This window comes from Pseudoroseomonas cervicalis ATCC 49957 (assembly GCF_000164635.1).
Taxonomy (GTDB): Bacteria; Pseudomonadota; Alphaproteobacteria; order Acetobacterales; family Acetobacteraceae; genus Pseudoroseomonas; species Pseudoroseomonas cervicalis.
Genome location: NZ_GG770777.1, coordinates 1,168,641 through 1,184,257, shown reverse-complemented (window position 1 = coordinate 1,184,257; position 15,617 = coordinate 1,168,641). Strand labels below are relative to the sequence as shown.

The window sequence follows — 15,617 nt, the reverse complement described above, 5'->3', positions numbered from 1 at the left end:
GCTGAGCCGCGGCGGGGCGGCTCAGCCGGCCGCCGGGGGCGCGGCGGCGGGCGCCGCCGCCTCCTCCCAGCGGTAGCGGAAATCGCAATGGCTGGCCCCGCCCATGATGGTCTGGGTGCGGGTCATCTTCAGCCTCGGGTCGTAGCCCTCGCAGAAGGCGCCGTCGCGGTTGCAGGAGAGGATGGCGCCGAGCTCGCCGAGCCCCATCGCCCGGTAGGTCTCGGCATAGCGGCAGCGGGTGACGTTGAAGTCGAAATGCCGCTCGTCCTGGCGCACCACCTCGACGCGCAGCGCGTCCTCGCGGGTCCAGCGCGGCTGGATGCTGCGGAAATGCTCCAGGCTGGCCTGGCCGTCCGGCGCCTCCCGGGCCATCTCGGCCGCCGCCTGCTTCGCCAGCTTGACCACGGCGCGGCTGAGGATGCGCTGCGCCGCCTCGGCCCCCAGCTCGGCCGCCATCTCCTCGTAGATGCCCTTGGCGAAGGCGGCCTCGATGCGGCGCTGCTCCAGGATGGAAAGGGTCATGGCCCGTCACTCCGTCACGATCTGTCCCGCGCCCAGCCTAGGGCGGGACGCGGCGCGGCGGTATGGCGGCGTGCGGGGCGGCGGAAAAACCGGCGGGACTCGGGCGCGGCGGGGTGCCCGCCCCGCGGGGGCGGTGCCATGATGGCCGGGCATGTCCCCCACCCTCGCCGGCATCACCCTGCAGCTGCTGGCCATCGCCTTCTTCGTGGCGATGGACACCACCATCAAGGTGATGACGGCCGAGTTCGCGGTCAGCCAGCTGCTGTTCTGCCGCTTCGCCGTGCATGTGGTGCTGGTGGCGCTGCTGCTGCGGCTGTTCACCGGGCCGCTGCCCTGGCGCTCGCGCGCGCCGGGGCTGCAGGCGCTGCGCAGCCTCTGCCTGGCCTCGGCCAATTTCCTGTTCTCCCACGCTTTGGCCCAGGTGCCGCTGGCGGATGCGACGGCGGTGAACTTCGCCTCGCCGCTGCTGACGGTGGCGCTGGCGGCGCTGTGGCTGCAGGAGCGGGTGGGGCCGCGCCGCTGGCTCGGCGTCGCGGTCGGGCTGCTCGGCGTCGCGGTGGCGCTGCGGCCGCCCTTCCTGACCGGCGGGCCGCCGCCGCACTGGGCGCTGCTGCTGCCGCTCGGCACCGCGGCGCTCTACGCCGTCTACCAGATCCTGACCCGCCGGCTGGCGACGGTGGACGACCCGCGCACCACCATCCTGCACACCGGCATCGCCGCGGCGCTGGCCAGCGCGGTGGCGCAGCCCTTCGTCTGGCAATGGCCGGCGGCGGGCTGGGGCTGGGCCGGGCTGGTGGCGCTGGGGGCGCTCGGCGCGGTCGGCCATGGCTTCCTGGTGCTGGCCTTCGCGCGCGCGCCGGCCAGCCTGCTGGCGCCGATGAGCTACACCCAGCTGGTCTGGGCGGTGCTGGCCTCGATGCTGGTCTTCGGCGACTGGCCGGACCGCTGGACGCTGATCGGCGCCGCCATCATCGCGGTGGGGGGCGTGCTGGTGGCGCTGCCGCAACGGCGGGGCTGAACCGGCGTCCGGCCGGCCGAAAATCCTCAACCACGAGATGGTGAGCCGCGTTGCAGCGTCAGGCGGGCCGGGCCGTGGCGGAGCAATGCGGCTTGCGCCGCGCGGCCTGAGGCGGTAGCGGAAGGCGGGCGCGAGGACAGGGAATGGCCACGACATTCGGGACACCGCGGGAACAGGCGGTTGATGGGACGCTGCGGGACCACCCGCGCGCGGCGCTGGACGCCAATTCGGTTCGGGACGCCTATCGCCGCTGGGCGGGGGTGTATGACGCGGTGTTCGGCGGCGTCTCCTCCTATGGCCGCCGGCGCGCGGTGGCGGCGGTGAACCGCCTGCCGGGGACGCGGGTGCTGGAGGTGGGCGTCGGCACGGGCCTGGCCCTGCCGCGCTACCGCACGGAGAAGCGCGTGGTCGGCATCGACCTGTCGCGCGAGATGCTGCTCAAGGCGGAGGAGCGGGTGCGCCAGGAGCGCCTCGCCCATGTCGAGGGGCTGCTGGAGATGGACGCCGAGCAGATGGCGTTCCAGGACGGCGCCTTCGACATCGCGGTGGCGATGTTCACCGCCAGCGTGGTGCCGGACGCCCGCAAGCTGCTGGGCGAAATGCAGCGCGTGGTCCGCCCCGGCGGCCACCTGCTGTTCGTCAACCACTTCGCGGCCGAGGGCGGGCCGCGCTGGTGGGTCGAGCGCACCATGGCGCCGCTGTCGCGCGTGCTGGGCTGGCACCCCGATTTCGCCTTCTCCGACCTGTTCGACCGCGAGAAGGTGCAGGTCGAGCAGATCCAGCCCTGCCCGCCGGCCGGGCTGTTCACCCTGGTGCATCTGCGCAACGCCGCCCCCGGCGAGGCGCTGCCCGGCGGCGTCGCCGAAGCGGCCTGAGCGGGGCGGGGGCGATGGCGCTGCGCATCGCCGAGGATCAGGTCACCGAACTCGCCGGCATGTTCTGGCTGATGAGCGACCCGACCCGGCTGCGCATCATCCTCGCCTGCCTCGACACCCCCGCCCCGGTGGGGGAGATGGCCGAGCGCATCGGCATTTCCGGCAGCCTCGCCTCGCACCACCTCCGCCTGTTGCGCGCCGCCCGGCTGCTGCAGGCGGAGCGGCGCGGCCGCCAGGTGTTCTACGCCGTCACCGACGCGCATATCCGCTCCATGCTGGCCGACATGGTGGACCATGTGCGCGAGGAGGCGGAGGCCGAGCTGGCCGCCGCCGACGCGGCGGAGCCGCGGCCGCCGGGCTGAGCCCGCCCGCCTGGGACGCCCCTGGGACACCCCGCGGGCGCGGCGCGCGAATCGGGCCGCGCCGCCGGCGGCCGCCGCGAAGCTGTATCACGGCATGAGACTCAGCCGAATCAGGGCCTTCGGTTACACGGAATGACGCGAAGCTTGCGCATCCGCGCCCCGGCATCACTTGTGCGGGGCAGGGGGGCGCGATTATGGTCCGGCGGGCACACCCCTCCCGCAGCGCCGCGGGACAGGGTGGCCTGGGCCGTGCGGTGCGGCCCTGGTGGACTGGCGCGATGGGCGCCGGCGCCCCGGCAACGGGGCGCAGGAATGACGAGCGGACGGGATAGGGAATGCGGCGGTCGATCGTTTCGCGCTTCGCAGGTTTGCCGGCCACCCTGGCGGTGGCGGCGGCCTCTCTGCTGAACGGGGCGCCGGCCCTGGCCCAGGAGGCCGCGCCCATGGTGGGCGCGCCGGTGCCCTGGGGTGTCGCCTTGCAGCGGGCCGCCGGCCCGGTGAAGGAAGCGATCCACGATTTCAACAACCTGGTGCTGTGGATCATCATCGCCATCACGATCTTCGTGGGCGCGCTGATGGTCTACGCCATGTGGCGCTTCCGCGCCTCGGCCAACCCGGTGCCGTCGCGCACCAGCCACCACACGCTGCTGGAAGTGGCGTGGACGGTGCTGCCGGTGCTGATCCTGATCGTGATCGCCATCCCCTCCTTCCGGCTGATCTACTACCAGGACCGCGCGCGCGACGCCGAGCTGACGGTGAACGTCACCGGCCGGCAGTGGTACTGGCACTACGCCTACCCGGATCAGGGCAATTTCGCCTTCGACAGCTATCCGGTCCAGGAGGCCGACCTGCGCCCCGGCCAGCTGCGGCTGCTGGATGTGGATGAGCCGATGGTGATCCCGGTCGGCAAGAACATCCGCATCATCACCACCGGCCAGGACGTGATCCACAGCTTCTTCGTGCCGAGCCTCGGCGTGCAGAAGTACACGATCCCCGGCCGCACCATGGAGACCTGGCTGCGCGCCGACCGCGTCGGCACCTTCTATGGCCAGTGCAACCAGATCTGCGGCACCAACCACTGGTTCATGCCGATCGTGGTCAAGGCCGTGCCGCAGGAGGAGTTCGACGCCTGGGTCGCCGGGGCGCGCCAGCGCTTCGCCCAGGGCGGCAGCGACAGCGCCCAGCCGGCGATCGCCGCGGCCCCTGCCGCGGCGGAGGCGACGCTGGCCGCCACCCAGGATGCCGGCACGCAGCTGGCGCAGCTTCGCCGCTGACGCGGCATCACAGACGGTTCGAGAGCGGGACGGACAACGATGGCGACCGCGTCACACACGCATGACAGTCACGGCCATGGCGACCATGGCCATCACGATCACAAGCCCGGCTTCGTGGCGCGCTGGTTCTTCAGCACGAACCACAAAGACATCGGCATCCTCTACCTGATCTTCGCGGTGGCGGCGGCCTTCGTGGGCGTCGGCCTCTCCCTGCTGATGCGCATCGAGCTGCAGACGCCGGGCATGCAGATCTTCGCCGACGGCCAGGCCTGGAACGTGGCGGTCACCGCGCATGGCGTGGTGATGGTGTTCTACGTGATCATGCCCGCCCTGATCGGCGGCTTCGGCAACTACTTCGTGCCGATCATGATCGGCGCGCCGGACATGGCCTTCCCGCGCCTGAACAACATCAGCTTCTGGCTGCTGGTGCCGGCGCTGATGCTGGCGGTGGGCAGCCTGTTCGTGGGCGGCATCGGCACCGGCTGGACGCTCTACCCGCCGCTGTCGAACAGCACCTACCAGTCGGGCATGGGCCTCGACATGGCGCTGTTCAGCCTGCACCTGGCGGGCGCCAGCTCGATCCTGGGCGCGGCCAACTTCATCACCACCATCTTCAACATGCGCGCCCCCGGCATGACGCTGCACAAGATGCCGCTGTTCGTGTGGGGCATGCTGGTCACCGCCTTCCTGCTGCTGCTGTCGGTGCCGGTGCTCGGCGGCGCCATCACCATGCTGATCACCGACCGCAATTTCGGCACGGCCTTCTTCGACCCGGCCGGCGGCGGCGACCCGGTGCTGTTCCAGCACCTGTTCTGGTTCTTCGGCCACCCCGAAGTCTACATCATGATCCTGCCGGGCTTCGGCATCATCAGCCACGTGCTGTCCACCTTCAGCCGCAAGCCGATCTTCGGCTATCTCGGTATGGCCTACGCCATGGTCGCGATCGGCGTGGTGGGCTTCGTGGTCTGGGCGCACCACATGTTCACCTCCGGCATCTCGGTGGACACGCGCGCCTACTTCATGGCGGCGACCATGGTCATCGCCGTGCCGACCGGCATCAAGATCTTCTCCTGGATCGCCACGATCTGGGGCGGCTCGATCACCTTCAAGACGCCGATGCTCTTCGCCCTCGGCTTCATCTTCCTGTTCACCATGGGTGGCGTGACCGGCGTGAAGCTGGCCAATGCCTCGGTGGACGTGATCCTGCACAACACCTACTACGTGGTGGCGCACTTCCACTACGTGCTGTCGCTGGGCGCCGTGTTCTCGATCTATGCCGGCTTCTACTACTGGATCGGCAAGATGAGCGGGAAGCAGTACCCCGAGCGCCTGGGCCAGATCCATTTCTGGCTGACCTTCGTGGGCGTGAACCTGACCTTCTTCCCGATGCACTTCCTGGGCGCCCAGGGCATGCCGCGCCGCTACCCGGACTACCCGGACGCGTTTACCGGCTGGAACATGATCGCCAGCTTCGGCGCCTATATCTCCGTCGCGTCCTTCGTGTTCTTCATCTACGTGTGCTACCGCACCTTCACGAGCAAGGAAGTGGCCGCGGCCAACCCCTGGGGCGAGGGCGCGACGACGCTGGAGTGGCAGGTGGCCTCGCCGCCGCCCTTCCACACCTTCGACGAGCTGCCCCGCATTCGCTGAGGCAACGGATAAGGGTCGATGAGCGACAGCGCGATCAAGACCGAGATCCGGTTGGGGGGGGCTTCGGCCCCCCTCGGCACATCGGGCGAGCTTGACCTGAGCGAGGTGCGCGACTGGGTCGCGCTGCTGAAGCCGCGTGTCATGTCGCTCGTCGTGTTCACCGGCCTGGTGGGGCTGCTGGTGGCGCCGGGGCAGATCCACCCGGTGCTGGCGGCCACCGCCATCCTGTGCATCGCCGTGGCCGCCGGGGCCTCGGGTGCCATCAACATGTGGTACGACCGCGACATCGACGCGGTGATGCGCCGCACCGCCAGCCGCCCCATCCCGGCCGGGCGCATCCGGGCGGAGGCGGCGCTCTCCTTCGGCGTCTTCCTGGGCCTCGCCTCGGTGGTGCTGATGGGGCTGGCCACCAACTGGGTGGCGGCCGCCGTGCTGGCCGGGTCGATCGGCTTCTACGTCTTCATCTACACCATGTGGCTGAAGCGCCGGACGCCGCAGAACATCGTCATCGGCGGCGCCGCCGGCGCCTTCCCGCCGATGATCGGCTGGGCCGCCGTCACCGGCCATGTCTCGGTCGAGGCGGTGGTGATGTTCGCCATCATCTTCTTCTGGACGCCGCCGCATTTCTGGGCGCTGTCGCTCTTCGCCAGCGGCGACTATGCCCGCGCCGGCGTGCCGATGCTGCCCGTGGTCGCGGGGGCGAAGGAGACGCGCCGGCAGATCTGGCTCTACAGCCTGGTCATGGCGCCGCTCGGCCTGGTGCCGACGCTGATCGGCATGGCAGGCCTCGCCTATGGCGCGGCGGCGCTGGTGCTTGGGCTGTTCTTCCTCGACTCCATGTGGCGCGTGAAGCGCGACGCGCAGGACGAGGAGGGCCGCAGCCTGACCAATGAGGCACCGGCCCGGGCGGCGTTCAAATTCTCCATCCTCTATCTCTTCATGCTGTTCGCCGCCCTGGCGGCGGACCGCCTGGTCTTCGGTGCATGAGCAACAACCCTACCACCGCCGGCATGTCGCCGGAGGAAAAGGCGGCCTTCATCCGCCGCCGCCGCGGCCGCAACTGGGCCGTGTTCCTGACCCTGCTGGCCCTGGTGGCGCTGTTCTACTTCGTCGCCATGGCGCGCATGCAGGTCAGCTGAGCCAGGACAGGGAGGAGCGCGAATGAGCCATCAGGATCCCGATCTTGCCCGGCGCAACCGCCGCGTGGCGCTTAGCGCCGCCGCGGTGGTGGGCGGCATGCTGGGCCTCTCCTTCGCCGCCGTGCCGCTCTACACGCTGTTCTGCGCCGTCACCGGCTATGGCGGCACGCCGATGATCGGCGCGGCCGCCCCCGGCGCGGCGGAGGGGGCGCGCACCGTCACCGTGCGCCTCTCGGCCAACACCAATCCGGGCCTGCCCTGGCGCTTCCAGGCCGAGCAGAACAGCGTGACGCTGCGGCTGGGGGAGGAGGCGCTGGCCTTCTACTCGGCGCGCAACCAGGCGGACACGCCGGTCACCGGCATCTCCACCTACAATGTGACGCCGGAGATCGTCGGGCCGTATTTCCACAAGGTCCACTGCTTCTGCTTCGACGAGCAGACGCTCCAGGCGGGCCAGCAGGTGGAGATGCCGGTCACCTTCTGGGTCGATCCGAAGATCGCCGAGAATCCGGAAACCCGCGACATCCGCACCATCACGCTGAACTACACCTTCTTCCGCACCCTCGCGGATGCGGAGCGGGCGGGCGCCCTGGCCAAGGCGGGGCCGCATGTCGGCCGCGCCAGCAATGCCAGCAGCACCCAACCCAGCCCCACCGTGACGCGGTGAGAGGCTTGATCCGAACCCGGTTTTCGGGATGATGCATCCCGTATGCCAGGGTGACCCGGGGCCGGCCTTGGCCGCCCCCTGCCATCCCTGTGTTTGAGTCCCCTGTGTCAGGTCCAGGAAGCCCAATGGCCAGCAGCAACACGACGTTGGACGCGGAGGTCCCGCCCCCCAACAAGCATCCCTACCACCTGGTCGATCCCAGCCCCTGGCCGATGACCGCCTCCCTGGCGGCGGGTCTGATGGTGTTCGGCATCATCCTCTTCGCCCAGCACGGCACCCATTGGGTGTTCGGCCTGGGCCTGCTGGGTGTGCTGGTGTCGATGTATTTCTGGTTCCGCGACGTGGTGCGTGAGGCCCGCACGCCGGGCATCCACACCCCCGTCGTGCGGCTGGGCATGCGCTACGGCATGGTGCTGTTCATCGCCTCCGAGGTGATGTTCTTCGTCGCCTTCTTCTGGGCCTATTTCCACTTCGCCCTGTATCCGGAGCACGTCTCCGGCGCGGCGAAGGCGATCTGGCCGCCGGCCGGCATCCAGACCTTCGACCCGTTCCACCTGCCGCTGCTCAACACGCTGATCCTGCTGCTCTCCGGCTGCACCGTCACCTGGGCGCACCACGCCCTGCTGGAGAATGACCGCAAGGGCATGCTGCAGGGGCTGGGGCTGACCGTCCTGCTCGGCCTGACCTTCACCTTCTTCCAGGCGGTCGAGTATGCCGAGGCGCCCTTCGCCTTCCATGGCGGCGGCATCTATCCCTCGGTCTTCTTCCTGGCCACCGGCTTCCACGGCTTCCACGTCATCGTCGGCACCATCTTCCTGGCGGTCTGCTGGTTCCGCGCCAGGGCCGGCCATTTCACCCCGCAGCGCCATTTCGGCTTCGAGGCGGCGGCCTGGTACTGGCACTTCGTCGACGTGGTCTGGCTGTTCCTCTTCGTCTGCGTCTACGTGCTCGGCGCCGGCGAGATCGCCCATCACTGAGCCCCGGCTCCTGACCCGCGGGGCGGCCCTTCCGGGGCCGCCCCGTCCTGCTTCCGCTGTTCCTGCTTCCGGCCCCGCCTGACGCGGCCGAGCCCCCTGGCCCCAGCTTGGCCCCGCCCGCCCTCCGCCCGGATCCGGCCTGCGGGGCAGGGAAGAGACCGATCGTGACATCCTGGCGACGCCTGCTGCTGCCCACCCTGGTCAGCCTGCCCGTGCTGGCCATCCTGCTCGGCCTCGGCACCTGGCAATGGCAGCGGCTGCACTGGAAGGCCGAACTGCTGGACCGCATCGCCCTGGCCGAGGCCGGCCCGGCCATCCCGCTCACCGCCGCCCGGCCGCAGGACTGGACCAAGGTCGCCGCCACCGGCCGCCTGCTGCATGAGCGCGAGGCGCTGCTCGGCATCTCGGTGCGCGGCGGCGTCATGGGCGCCGCCCTGCTGACGCCGCTGCAGCGCGACGGGCTGCCCCCCCTGCTGGTCGATCGCGGCTGGGTGCCGCTGGAGCGCGGCGGCCCGGTGCAGCGCCCCGAGGGTATCGTCACCATCGAGGGCTATGTCCGCCCCTCGGAGGAGCGCAGCATGGTCGCCGCGCGCGACGACCCGGCGGCGCGGCGCTTCTACACCATGGAGATCCCGGCGATCGGCGCGGCGCTCGGCCTGCCGGACCTCGCCCCCTTCGCCCTGGTGGCGGTGGCGCCGCCGGGCACCAGCGACGCCGCCATCGCGGCCACCTTGCCGCAGCCGGCGCGCAGCCTGCCGCGCCCGAACAACAACCATCTGGGCTATGTCATCACCTGGTACGGGCTGGCGCTGTCCCTGCTCGGTGTCTTCATCGTCTGGGCCCGCCACCGCCTGAAGGATCCCGCCGCATGAACGACGCCTATCGCCGCCTGAAGGACCGCTTCGCCCGCATCGCCCTGCTGGGCGAGGCGCAGGCGATGCTGCACTGGGACGCGGCGGCGGTGATGCCGCCGGGCGGCGCCGAATCGCGCGGCGAGCAGCTGGCGGCCCTGGCCGGCCTGGCGCATGAGCTGATGACCAGCCCCGCCATGGCCAGCGACCTGGCCGAGGCCAGCGCCGAGGGCGAGTGGGACGCGGCCAACCTGGCGCTGATGCGCCACGCCCAGTCCCGCGCCACCGCCCTGCCCACCGCGCTGGTCGAGGCCAGCGCCCGCGCCAATTCCGCCTGCGAGACCGTCTGGCGCGAGGCCCGCGCCAAATCCGATTTCGCCCTGGTCGCGCCCTATCTGGCCGAGGTGGTGAAGCTGCAGCGCGAAAGCGCCGCGGCACTGGCCACCATCACCGGCCTCTCCCCTTATGATTCGCTGATGGACTCCTACCAGCGCGGCATCGGGGCGGCCGATGTGGAGCCGATCTTCGCCGCCTATGAGGCCTTCCTGGCCGACGCCCTGCCGCGCGCCGAGGCCATCCAGGCCGCGAAGCCGGCGCCCCTGCCGCTGCCGGGGCCCTTTCCGGCCGCCACCCAGAAGGCGCTGTGCCGCGAGATGGCCGAGCGCGTCGGCCTCGACTTCACCCATGCCCGGCTGGATGAGAGCCTGCACCCCTTCTGCGGCGGCATCCCCGCCGATGTCCGCATCACCACCCGCTATGACGAGGCCAACGCCGCCCAGGCGCTGCTCGGCGTGCTGCATGAGAGCGGCCACGCTTTGTATGAGCGCGGCCTGCCCGCCGAATGGGCGCGCCAGCCGGTGGGCGAGGCCGCCGGCATGGCGGCGCATGAATCGCAGAGCCTGATCGTCGAGATGCAGGCCAGCCGATCCGACGCCTTCCTGGGCTTCATCGGGCCGCGCCTGCATGCGGCCTTCGGCGGCGCGGCCGAGCCCTGGGCGCCGGGCAATCTGGCGCGACACTGGCGCCGCGTGGCGCGCGGCTTCATCCGCGTCGATGCCGATGAGCTGACCTACCCCGCCCATGTCATCCTGCGCTTCCGGCTGGAGCGCGCGCTGATCGGCGGCGATCTGGCGGTCGCCGACCTGCCCGGCGCCTGGAATGAGGGCTTCTCCCGCCTGCTCGGCCTGACGCCGCCGGATGACGCCCAGGGCTGCCTGCAGGACATCCACTGGCATGACGGCGCCTTCGGCTATTTCCCCTCCTACACGCTGGGGGCGATGGCGGCGGCGCAGCTGATGCGCGCGGCGCGCGCTGCCCTGCCGGGGCTGGACGATTCCCTGGCCCAGGGCGATTTCACGCCGCTGCGCGACTGGCTGCGGGAGAAGGTCCACGGCCAGGGGGCGCGGCTCGGCTTCCAGGACCTGCTGCGCCACGCCACCGGCAAGCCCCTCGACCCGGCCGATTTCATCAGCCATTTGACGGAGCGGTATCTCCAGGGCTGACAGCCTCGGCCTTGAGGGGGCTTTGCCCCCTCAAACTCCCCCAGCAGGGGACAGGGTCCCCTGCACCCGCCTTCTGTGCGGGCCTCTGGCCCGGGGCGGTGGACCGATTATGATGGCGGCCATCTCAGGATGACCACCATGCAGAATACCGACTCCATCTGGCGCCATGTCGAGGCCAAGCGCCCCCGCTTCTCCGAACTGAGCGATCAGGTCTGGGGCACCCCCGAGCTGAACTACGCCGAGCACCGCTCCGCCGCCGCCCATGCCGAGGCACTGCGGGAAGAAGGCTTCCGCGTCACCCAGGGCATCGCCGGCATCCCCACCGCCGTGATGGGCGAGGCGGGCGAGGACGGCCCGGTCATCGCCATCCTCGGCGAATATGACGCGCTGCCGGGCCTGTCGCAGGAAGCCGGCGTCGCCGAGCACCGCCCGATCGAGGCCGGCGGCCATGGCCATGGCTGCGGCCACAACCTGCTCGGCGCCGCCTCGCTGCTGGCCGCCACCGCGGTGAAGGACTGGCTGGCCGAGCAGGGCATCAAGGGCCGCGTCCGCTACTATGGCTGCCCGGCCGAGGAGGGCGGCTCCGCCAAGGGCTTCATGGTGCGCGACGGTGTGTTCGACGATGTCGACATCGCCATCTGCTGGCACCCGGCCGCCTTCTCCGGCGTCAACAAGCCGCGCTCGCTGGCCTGCATGGAGGTCGATTTTTCGTTCACTGGCCGTTCCAGCCATGCCGCTGCGGCGCCGCATCTCGGGCGCAGCGCGCTGGACGCCGTCGAGCTGATGAATGTCGGCGTCAACTACATGCGCGAGCACATGCCCTCCCATGCGCGCATCCATTACGCGCTGCAGGATGCCGGCGGCATCGCCCCCAATGTCGTGCAGGGCAAGGCGCGGGTGCGCTACCTCGTCCGCTCGCTGACCATGGCCGAGGTGCTGGCGCTGCTCGAGCGGGTGAAGAAGATCGCGGACGGCGCGGCGCTGATGACCGAGACCAGCGTGGTCCACCGCGTGCTCTCCGCCGATGCCGAGCTGGTGGCCAACCCGCCGCTGGAGCAGGCCATGGAGGAGAATTTTCTTCGGCTGGGCCCGCCCGAATTCGACGAGGCCGACAAGGAATTCGCCCGGCAGATCCAGGCGACGCTGACGCCGGACGAGATCGAGGCCGCCTATCGCCGCGCCGGCCTCGACCCGGTGCCGGGCGAGGTGCTGGCCGAACGGCTGGTGCCGCTCTCGGCGCCGGAGCCGGCGGGCATCGGCTCGACCGATGTCGGCACCGTCTCCTGGGCGGTGCCGACCGTGCAGGCGCGCGGCGTCACCTACGCCATCGGCACGCCGGGCCATTCCTGGCAGCTGGTGGCGCAGGGCAAGGCGCCGGCGGCGCATAAGGGGCTGGAGCATGTGGCCAAGGTGATGGCCGGCACCGCCGTCGAGGTGCTGACCCGCCCCGATCTGCTGGCCCAGGCCAAGGCCGACCACGCCGCCCGCACCGCCGCGATGCCGGATGTGTTCCCGATCCCCAAGGATGTGCCGCCGCCGCTCGACATGGCCGGCCACGCGTAACGCGACCCCCGATCCGACGATCCCGACAGGACGACCGACATGACCGCCCTCCGCCTCAAGGCCGCGCTGTTCGCGGGGCTTGCCTTGGCCGCCTTCCCGGCGCTCGCCGCCGATCTGCGCATCGGGCTGAACGCCCCGGTGACCTCGATCGACCCGCATTTCGCCAATGCGGCGCCGAACTCCGCCTTCGCGCGGCACATCTTCGAGACGCTGGTGGTGCGCTCGCCCGAGGGCCGGCCGATGCCGAACCTGGCGCTGAGCTGGACCCCGGTCAGCGACACGGAGTGGGAGTTCAAGCTGCGCCCCGGCGTCACCTGGCATGACGGCAAGCCCTTCACCGCCGAGGATGTGATCTTCTCCTTCAACCGCATCCCCAACGTGCCGAACAGCCCGGCGAGCTTCGCCGGCAATATCCGCACGGTGACCAAGGTGGAGGCGGTGGATCCGCTGACGCTGCGCATCACCACCTCGGCGCCGACGCCGAACCTGCCGATCGACCTGGCCGGCGCCTTCATCGTCTCCCGCCATGTGGGCGAGGGCGCCTCGACCGCCGACTACAACAGCGGCAAGGCGGCGATCGGCACCGGCCCCTACCGGCTGCTCAGCTATGCCGCCGGCAGCGGCATCGAGGTGGAGCGCAACCCCGCCTGGTGGGGCCCGAAGCAGGATTGGGATCGCGTCAGCTTCCGCATCATCCCCAATCCCGGCGCGCGCACCGCGGCGCTGCTCTCGGGCGATGTCGACCTGATCGCGGCCCCTTCCTCCACCGACCTGCCGCGGCTGCGGCAGGAGGCGAATATCCGCATCTTCGAGCGGCTGGGCTCGCGCTCGCTCTTCCTCTCGCCGGATTTCAGCCGCACCGGCGACAGCCCCTTCATCACCGACAATGAGGGCCGTCCGCTCGGCAAGAACCCGCTGCTGGACCTGCGGGTGCGGCAGGCGCTGTCGCTGGCGATCAGCCGCCAGGGCCTGGCCGAGCGGGTGCAGCAGGGCATGGCCGAGCCTACCGGCCAGTGGATGCCGCAGGGCGCCTTCGGCCACAACGCCACGGTGCCGGTGCCGGCGCAGGACCTGAACCGCGCCCGCGCCCTGCTGGCCGAGGCCGGCTATCCGCAGGGCTTCCGCCTGACGCTGCACGCCTCGAACGACCGCTACCCGGCGGATGGGCAGACGGCGCAGGCGGTGGCGCAGATGTGGAGCCGCGTCGGCGTTGCCACCACGGTCGAGACGCTGCCCTTCCAGACCTATCTGACGCGCATGTCGCGCCAGGAATTCTCCATGGTGCAGAACAGCTGGGGCAGCACCACGGGCGAGGCCGGCAGCCTGCTGCTGAACATCATCCATTCCTATGACCGGGAGCGGCGCCTCGGCGCCAGCAACGACACCCGCTACGTCAACGAGGCGCTGGACCGGCAGATCGAGGAGGCGCTGTCCACCATGGACCCGGCGCTGCGCGAGCAGCGCATCGCCGCGGCGGTGAAGGTGGCGGTGGAGGATCTCGGGATGATCCCGATGATCCTCTACAAGACCGCCTGGGCGGCCCGCCGCCCGCTGGTCTATGAGCCGCGCATGGACGAGCAGACGCTCGTCATGTCGGTCTCCCGCTGAGACGAGGGGCGGCCCGCAGGGGCCGCCCTTTTTTTCCTGTCGTCGCGATGGCGGGGGACGCCACAGAACGCTGGCGGCGTTTCGCACCCGATTGCCCCCGCACTCCCGTTCCAGGGCCGCCCCAGCACCTGCCGCGTCCCGCCGCGTCACCGGATGGCGGCAGCCGGACAAAAATCAGGCGGGGAGGGAGGCGCCGGGCTTGGCGCTGCCGCCGCGCCGCTTGCCCTTCTGGGCGTCCAGCTGCCGCTCGGCGGCGCGGAAGGCGTCGCGCACCGCGGTGCGCACGCTGGGCTTCACATAGCGCTGCTTCGCCTTGTGCGGCTCGCGCGAGATGGCGAGGTCCTGCCCCGGCAGGGAGAGGGTGATGTGCACCTCGGCGATGTTGCCGGTGGTGTGCTGGCGGTGCAGCCCCTCCACCGAGACGCGGCAGCCGATCAGCCGGTGGTTGCGGCGGGCCAGCCTGTCGACATGCTGGCGGATCATCGCCTCGACCGAGGGCGAGGGCTGCAGGTTGTGGAAGGCGATGTCGAGCGGACGCTCCATGACGGCTCCTCTTTGAAGCGGAAGGGGAGGGAGGCGGCGGCCGGCATCCCGGCCGCCCCGCTCAGCGATCCTGCTGGTAGCCCTGATTCGTGGTGTTGGTCTTGATGTTCCCCTGGCGCCCCTGGCTTGCCAGGTCGCGCTCCTTGGACTCGGCATTGTCGGCGGCCGGGCCGGGGGGCAGGGCCTCGCCCGGCGTGGCGCTGCCCTGCGGGCCGCGATTGGCCGGCGGCACGGGCGGCAGATGGGCTTTCGACATCCGGACTCTCCTGTCTCGTTCCAACCCAGGGAGGAACAGGCGGGAGAGGGGCGGGTTCCGCCGGCTCAGCGCCGGTCGGGACCGCCGAAGCGCGCCTCCTCGGCCTTGTGGACGTATTGGCTGGCGACCAGCCAGCCCTTCAGCGGCCGCAGCGTCGGCACGCAGGTCAGCAGCATGAAGGGCAGGCTGGTGACCAGATGCACCCAATAGGGGGCGGCGAAGCGCGCCTCGATCCACAGCGCCAGCACCACGCTGGGGATGCAGGCGAAGCAGATGACGAAGAAGGCGGGGCCATCGGCCGGGTCGGCGAAGCTGTAATCCAGCCCGCACACCTCGCAGCGCGGCCGCAGCGCCAGGAAGCCGTCGAACAGGTGGCCCTCGCCGCAGCGCGGGCAGCGGCCGCGAATGCCGGTGCGAAGTGGCGACAGGCTGGGCCAGGTCTCTGGGCCGGACATCCTCATTCTCCCGGGACAGGGCGCGGCGCTCCGCGCGACGGACGGGCGAGGCTTGCGCCTCTTTGCCATACAATGTCAAGAATGCTTCGTCATTGTATGGATTGAATGGCTGCCTAGACCACCAGCGACGACATGGCCGGTGGCCGCGCCAGCAGGTCGGCCAGCGCCTCCAGCCCCTGACGCAGCCCCGCCGCCTCCGGCGCGCCGAGGCCGAGCCGCACCGCCTCGGGCGGCGCCTCCAGCGCGAAGGCATCGCTGCCCACCAACCCCGGCCCCTGGCCGGGGTTCCCGGCGCCCTGCCAGCGGGCCAGCAACTCGCCCCGGCTCCAGCCCGCCGGCAGCTTCAGCCACAGGT

General features: G+C 70.9%; 17 protein-coding genes and 1 pseudogene. 13 read left to right on the top strand and 5 right to left on the bottom strand.

Going from position 1 to position 15,617, the window contains the following annotated elements; all coding sequences use genetic code 11:
* Positions 1-21 precede the first annotated feature (21 nt).
* Positions 22-522, bottom strand: a complete 501-nt coding sequence (locus tag HMPREF0731_RS05135; protein WP_007002977.1) for an L-2-amino-thiazoline-4-carboxylic acid hydrolase — start codon at positions 520-522, stop codon at positions 22-24.
* 151 nt (positions 523-673) lie between these two features.
* Between HMPREF0731_RS05135 and HMPREF0731_RS05130 the strand changes: the two genes are divergently transcribed.
* From HMPREF0731_RS05130 to HMPREF0731_RS05075, 13 genes are all read left to right on the top strand, one after another.
* Positions 674-1,540: a DMT family transporter gene (locus HMPREF0731_RS05130; protein WP_007002976.1), complete on the top strand. Its 867-nt coding sequence runs from the start codon at positions 674-676 to the stop codon at positions 1,538-1,540.
* Between the two features lie 143 nt (positions 1,541-1,683).
* Complete coding sequence (locus HMPREF0731_RS05125; RefSeq protein ID WP_007002975.1) at positions 1,684-2,415, top strand: class I SAM-dependent methyltransferase; 732 nt, start codon at positions 1,684-1,686, stop codon at positions 2,413-2,415.
* A 14-nt stretch (positions 2,416-2,429) separates the two neighbouring features.
* On the top strand, positions 2,430-2,777 hold the full coding sequence (locus tag HMPREF0731_RS05120; RefSeq protein WP_007002974.1) for an ArsR/SmtB family transcription factor: 348 nt from the start codon (positions 2,430-2,432) through the stop codon (positions 2,775-2,777).
* 443 nt (positions 2,778-3,220) lie between these two features.
* Positions 3,221-4,051 (top strand): cytochrome c oxidase subunit II, encoded by an 831-nt coding sequence (coxB, locus tag HMPREF0731_RS05115; RefSeq protein WP_306302905.1) that lies wholly within the window; start codon positions 3,221-3,223, stop codon positions 4,049-4,051.
* A gap of 39 nt (positions 4,052-4,090) precedes the next feature.
* Entirely contained in the window at positions 4,091-5,701 is a 1,611-nt protein-coding gene (gene ctaD / locus HMPREF0731_RS05110) for a cytochrome c oxidase subunit I (RefSeq protein ID WP_007002972.1), read from the top strand.
* Positions 5,702-5,719: 18 nt separating this feature from the next.
* Positions 5,720-6,688 (top strand): heme o synthase, encoded by a 969-nt coding sequence (locus HMPREF0731_RS05105; RefSeq protein ID WP_007002971.1) that lies wholly within the window; start codon positions 5,720-5,722, stop codon positions 6,686-6,688.
* Positions 6,685-6,840: a hypothetical protein gene (locus tag HMPREF0731_RS24065; RefSeq protein WP_007002970.1), complete on the top strand. Its 156-nt coding sequence runs from the start codon at positions 6,685-6,687 to the stop codon at positions 6,838-6,840. Before HMPREF0731_RS05105 ends, HMPREF0731_RS24065 begins: the two co-directional genes overlap by 4 nt.
* A gap of 22 nt (positions 6,841-6,862) precedes the next feature.
* On the top strand, positions 6,863-7,507 hold the full coding sequence (locus tag HMPREF0731_RS05100) for a cytochrome c oxidase assembly protein (protein ID WP_007002969.1): 645 nt from the start codon (positions 6,863-6,865) through the stop codon (positions 7,505-7,507).
* Positions 7,508-7,632: 125 nt separating this feature from the next.
* Positions 7,633-8,484, top strand: coding sequence for a cytochrome c oxidase subunit 3 (locus tag HMPREF0731_RS05095; RefSeq protein WP_007002968.1), 852 nt, complete (start codon positions 7,633-7,635; stop codon positions 8,482-8,484).
* 164 nt (positions 8,485-8,648) lie between these two features.
* Positions 8,649-9,356: an SURF1 family protein gene (locus tag HMPREF0731_RS05090; protein WP_007002967.1), complete on the top strand. Its 708-nt coding sequence runs from the start codon at positions 8,649-8,651 to the stop codon at positions 9,354-9,356.
* Positions 9,353-10,837: a carboxypeptidase M32 gene (locus HMPREF0731_RS05085; protein WP_007002966.1), complete on the top strand. Its 1,485-nt coding sequence runs from the start codon at positions 9,353-9,355 to the stop codon at positions 10,835-10,837. The genes HMPREF0731_RS05090 and HMPREF0731_RS05085 overlap by 4 nt, the downstream gene beginning before the upstream one ends.
* Positions 10,838-10,975: 138 nt before the next feature.
* The gene (locus HMPREF0731_RS05080) at positions 10,976-12,400 is read left to right on the top strand and encodes a M20 family metallopeptidase (protein WP_040612323.1); all 1,425 of its coding nucleotides are present in this window, start codon (positions 10,976-10,978) and stop codon (positions 12,398-12,400) included.
* Positions 12,401-12,439: 39 nt separating this feature from the next.
* Entirely contained in the window at positions 12,440-14,008 is a 1,569-nt protein-coding gene (locus HMPREF0731_RS05075; RefSeq protein ID WP_007002964.1) for an ABC transporter substrate-binding protein, read from the top strand.
* A 174-nt stretch (positions 14,009-14,182) separates the two neighbouring features.
* On the opposite strand, the gene HMPREF0731_RS05070 is transcribed toward HMPREF0731_RS05075, so the two are convergent.
* From HMPREF0731_RS05070 to HMPREF0731_RS05055, 4 genes and pseudogenes are all read right to left on the bottom strand, one after another.
* Positions 14,183-14,551 carry an HPF/RaiA family ribosome-associated protein gene (locus tag HMPREF0731_RS05070; RefSeq protein WP_007002963.1) on the bottom strand — a complete coding sequence of 123 codons (369 nt, stop codon included), beginning with the start codon at positions 14,549-14,551 and terminating at the stop codon, positions 14,183-14,185.
* 61 nt (positions 14,552-14,612) lie between these two features.
* Positions 14,613-14,807 carry a hypothetical protein gene (locus tag HMPREF0731_RS05065; RefSeq protein ID WP_007002962.1) on the bottom strand — a complete coding sequence of 65 codons (195 nt, stop codon included), beginning with the start codon at positions 14,805-14,807 and terminating at the stop codon, positions 14,613-14,615.
* Positions 14,808-14,872: 65 nt separating this feature from the next.
* Positions 14,873-15,262 carry a DUF983 domain-containing protein gene (locus HMPREF0731_RS05060; protein WP_040611928.1) on the bottom strand — a complete coding sequence of 130 codons (390 nt, stop codon included), beginning with the start codon at positions 15,260-15,262 and terminating at the stop codon, positions 14,873-14,875.
* A gap of 113 nt (positions 15,263-15,375) precedes the next feature.
* Positions 15,376-15,617, bottom strand: a pseudogene (locus HMPREF0731_RS05055) (PLP-dependent aminotransferase family protein); the annotation flags it as partial.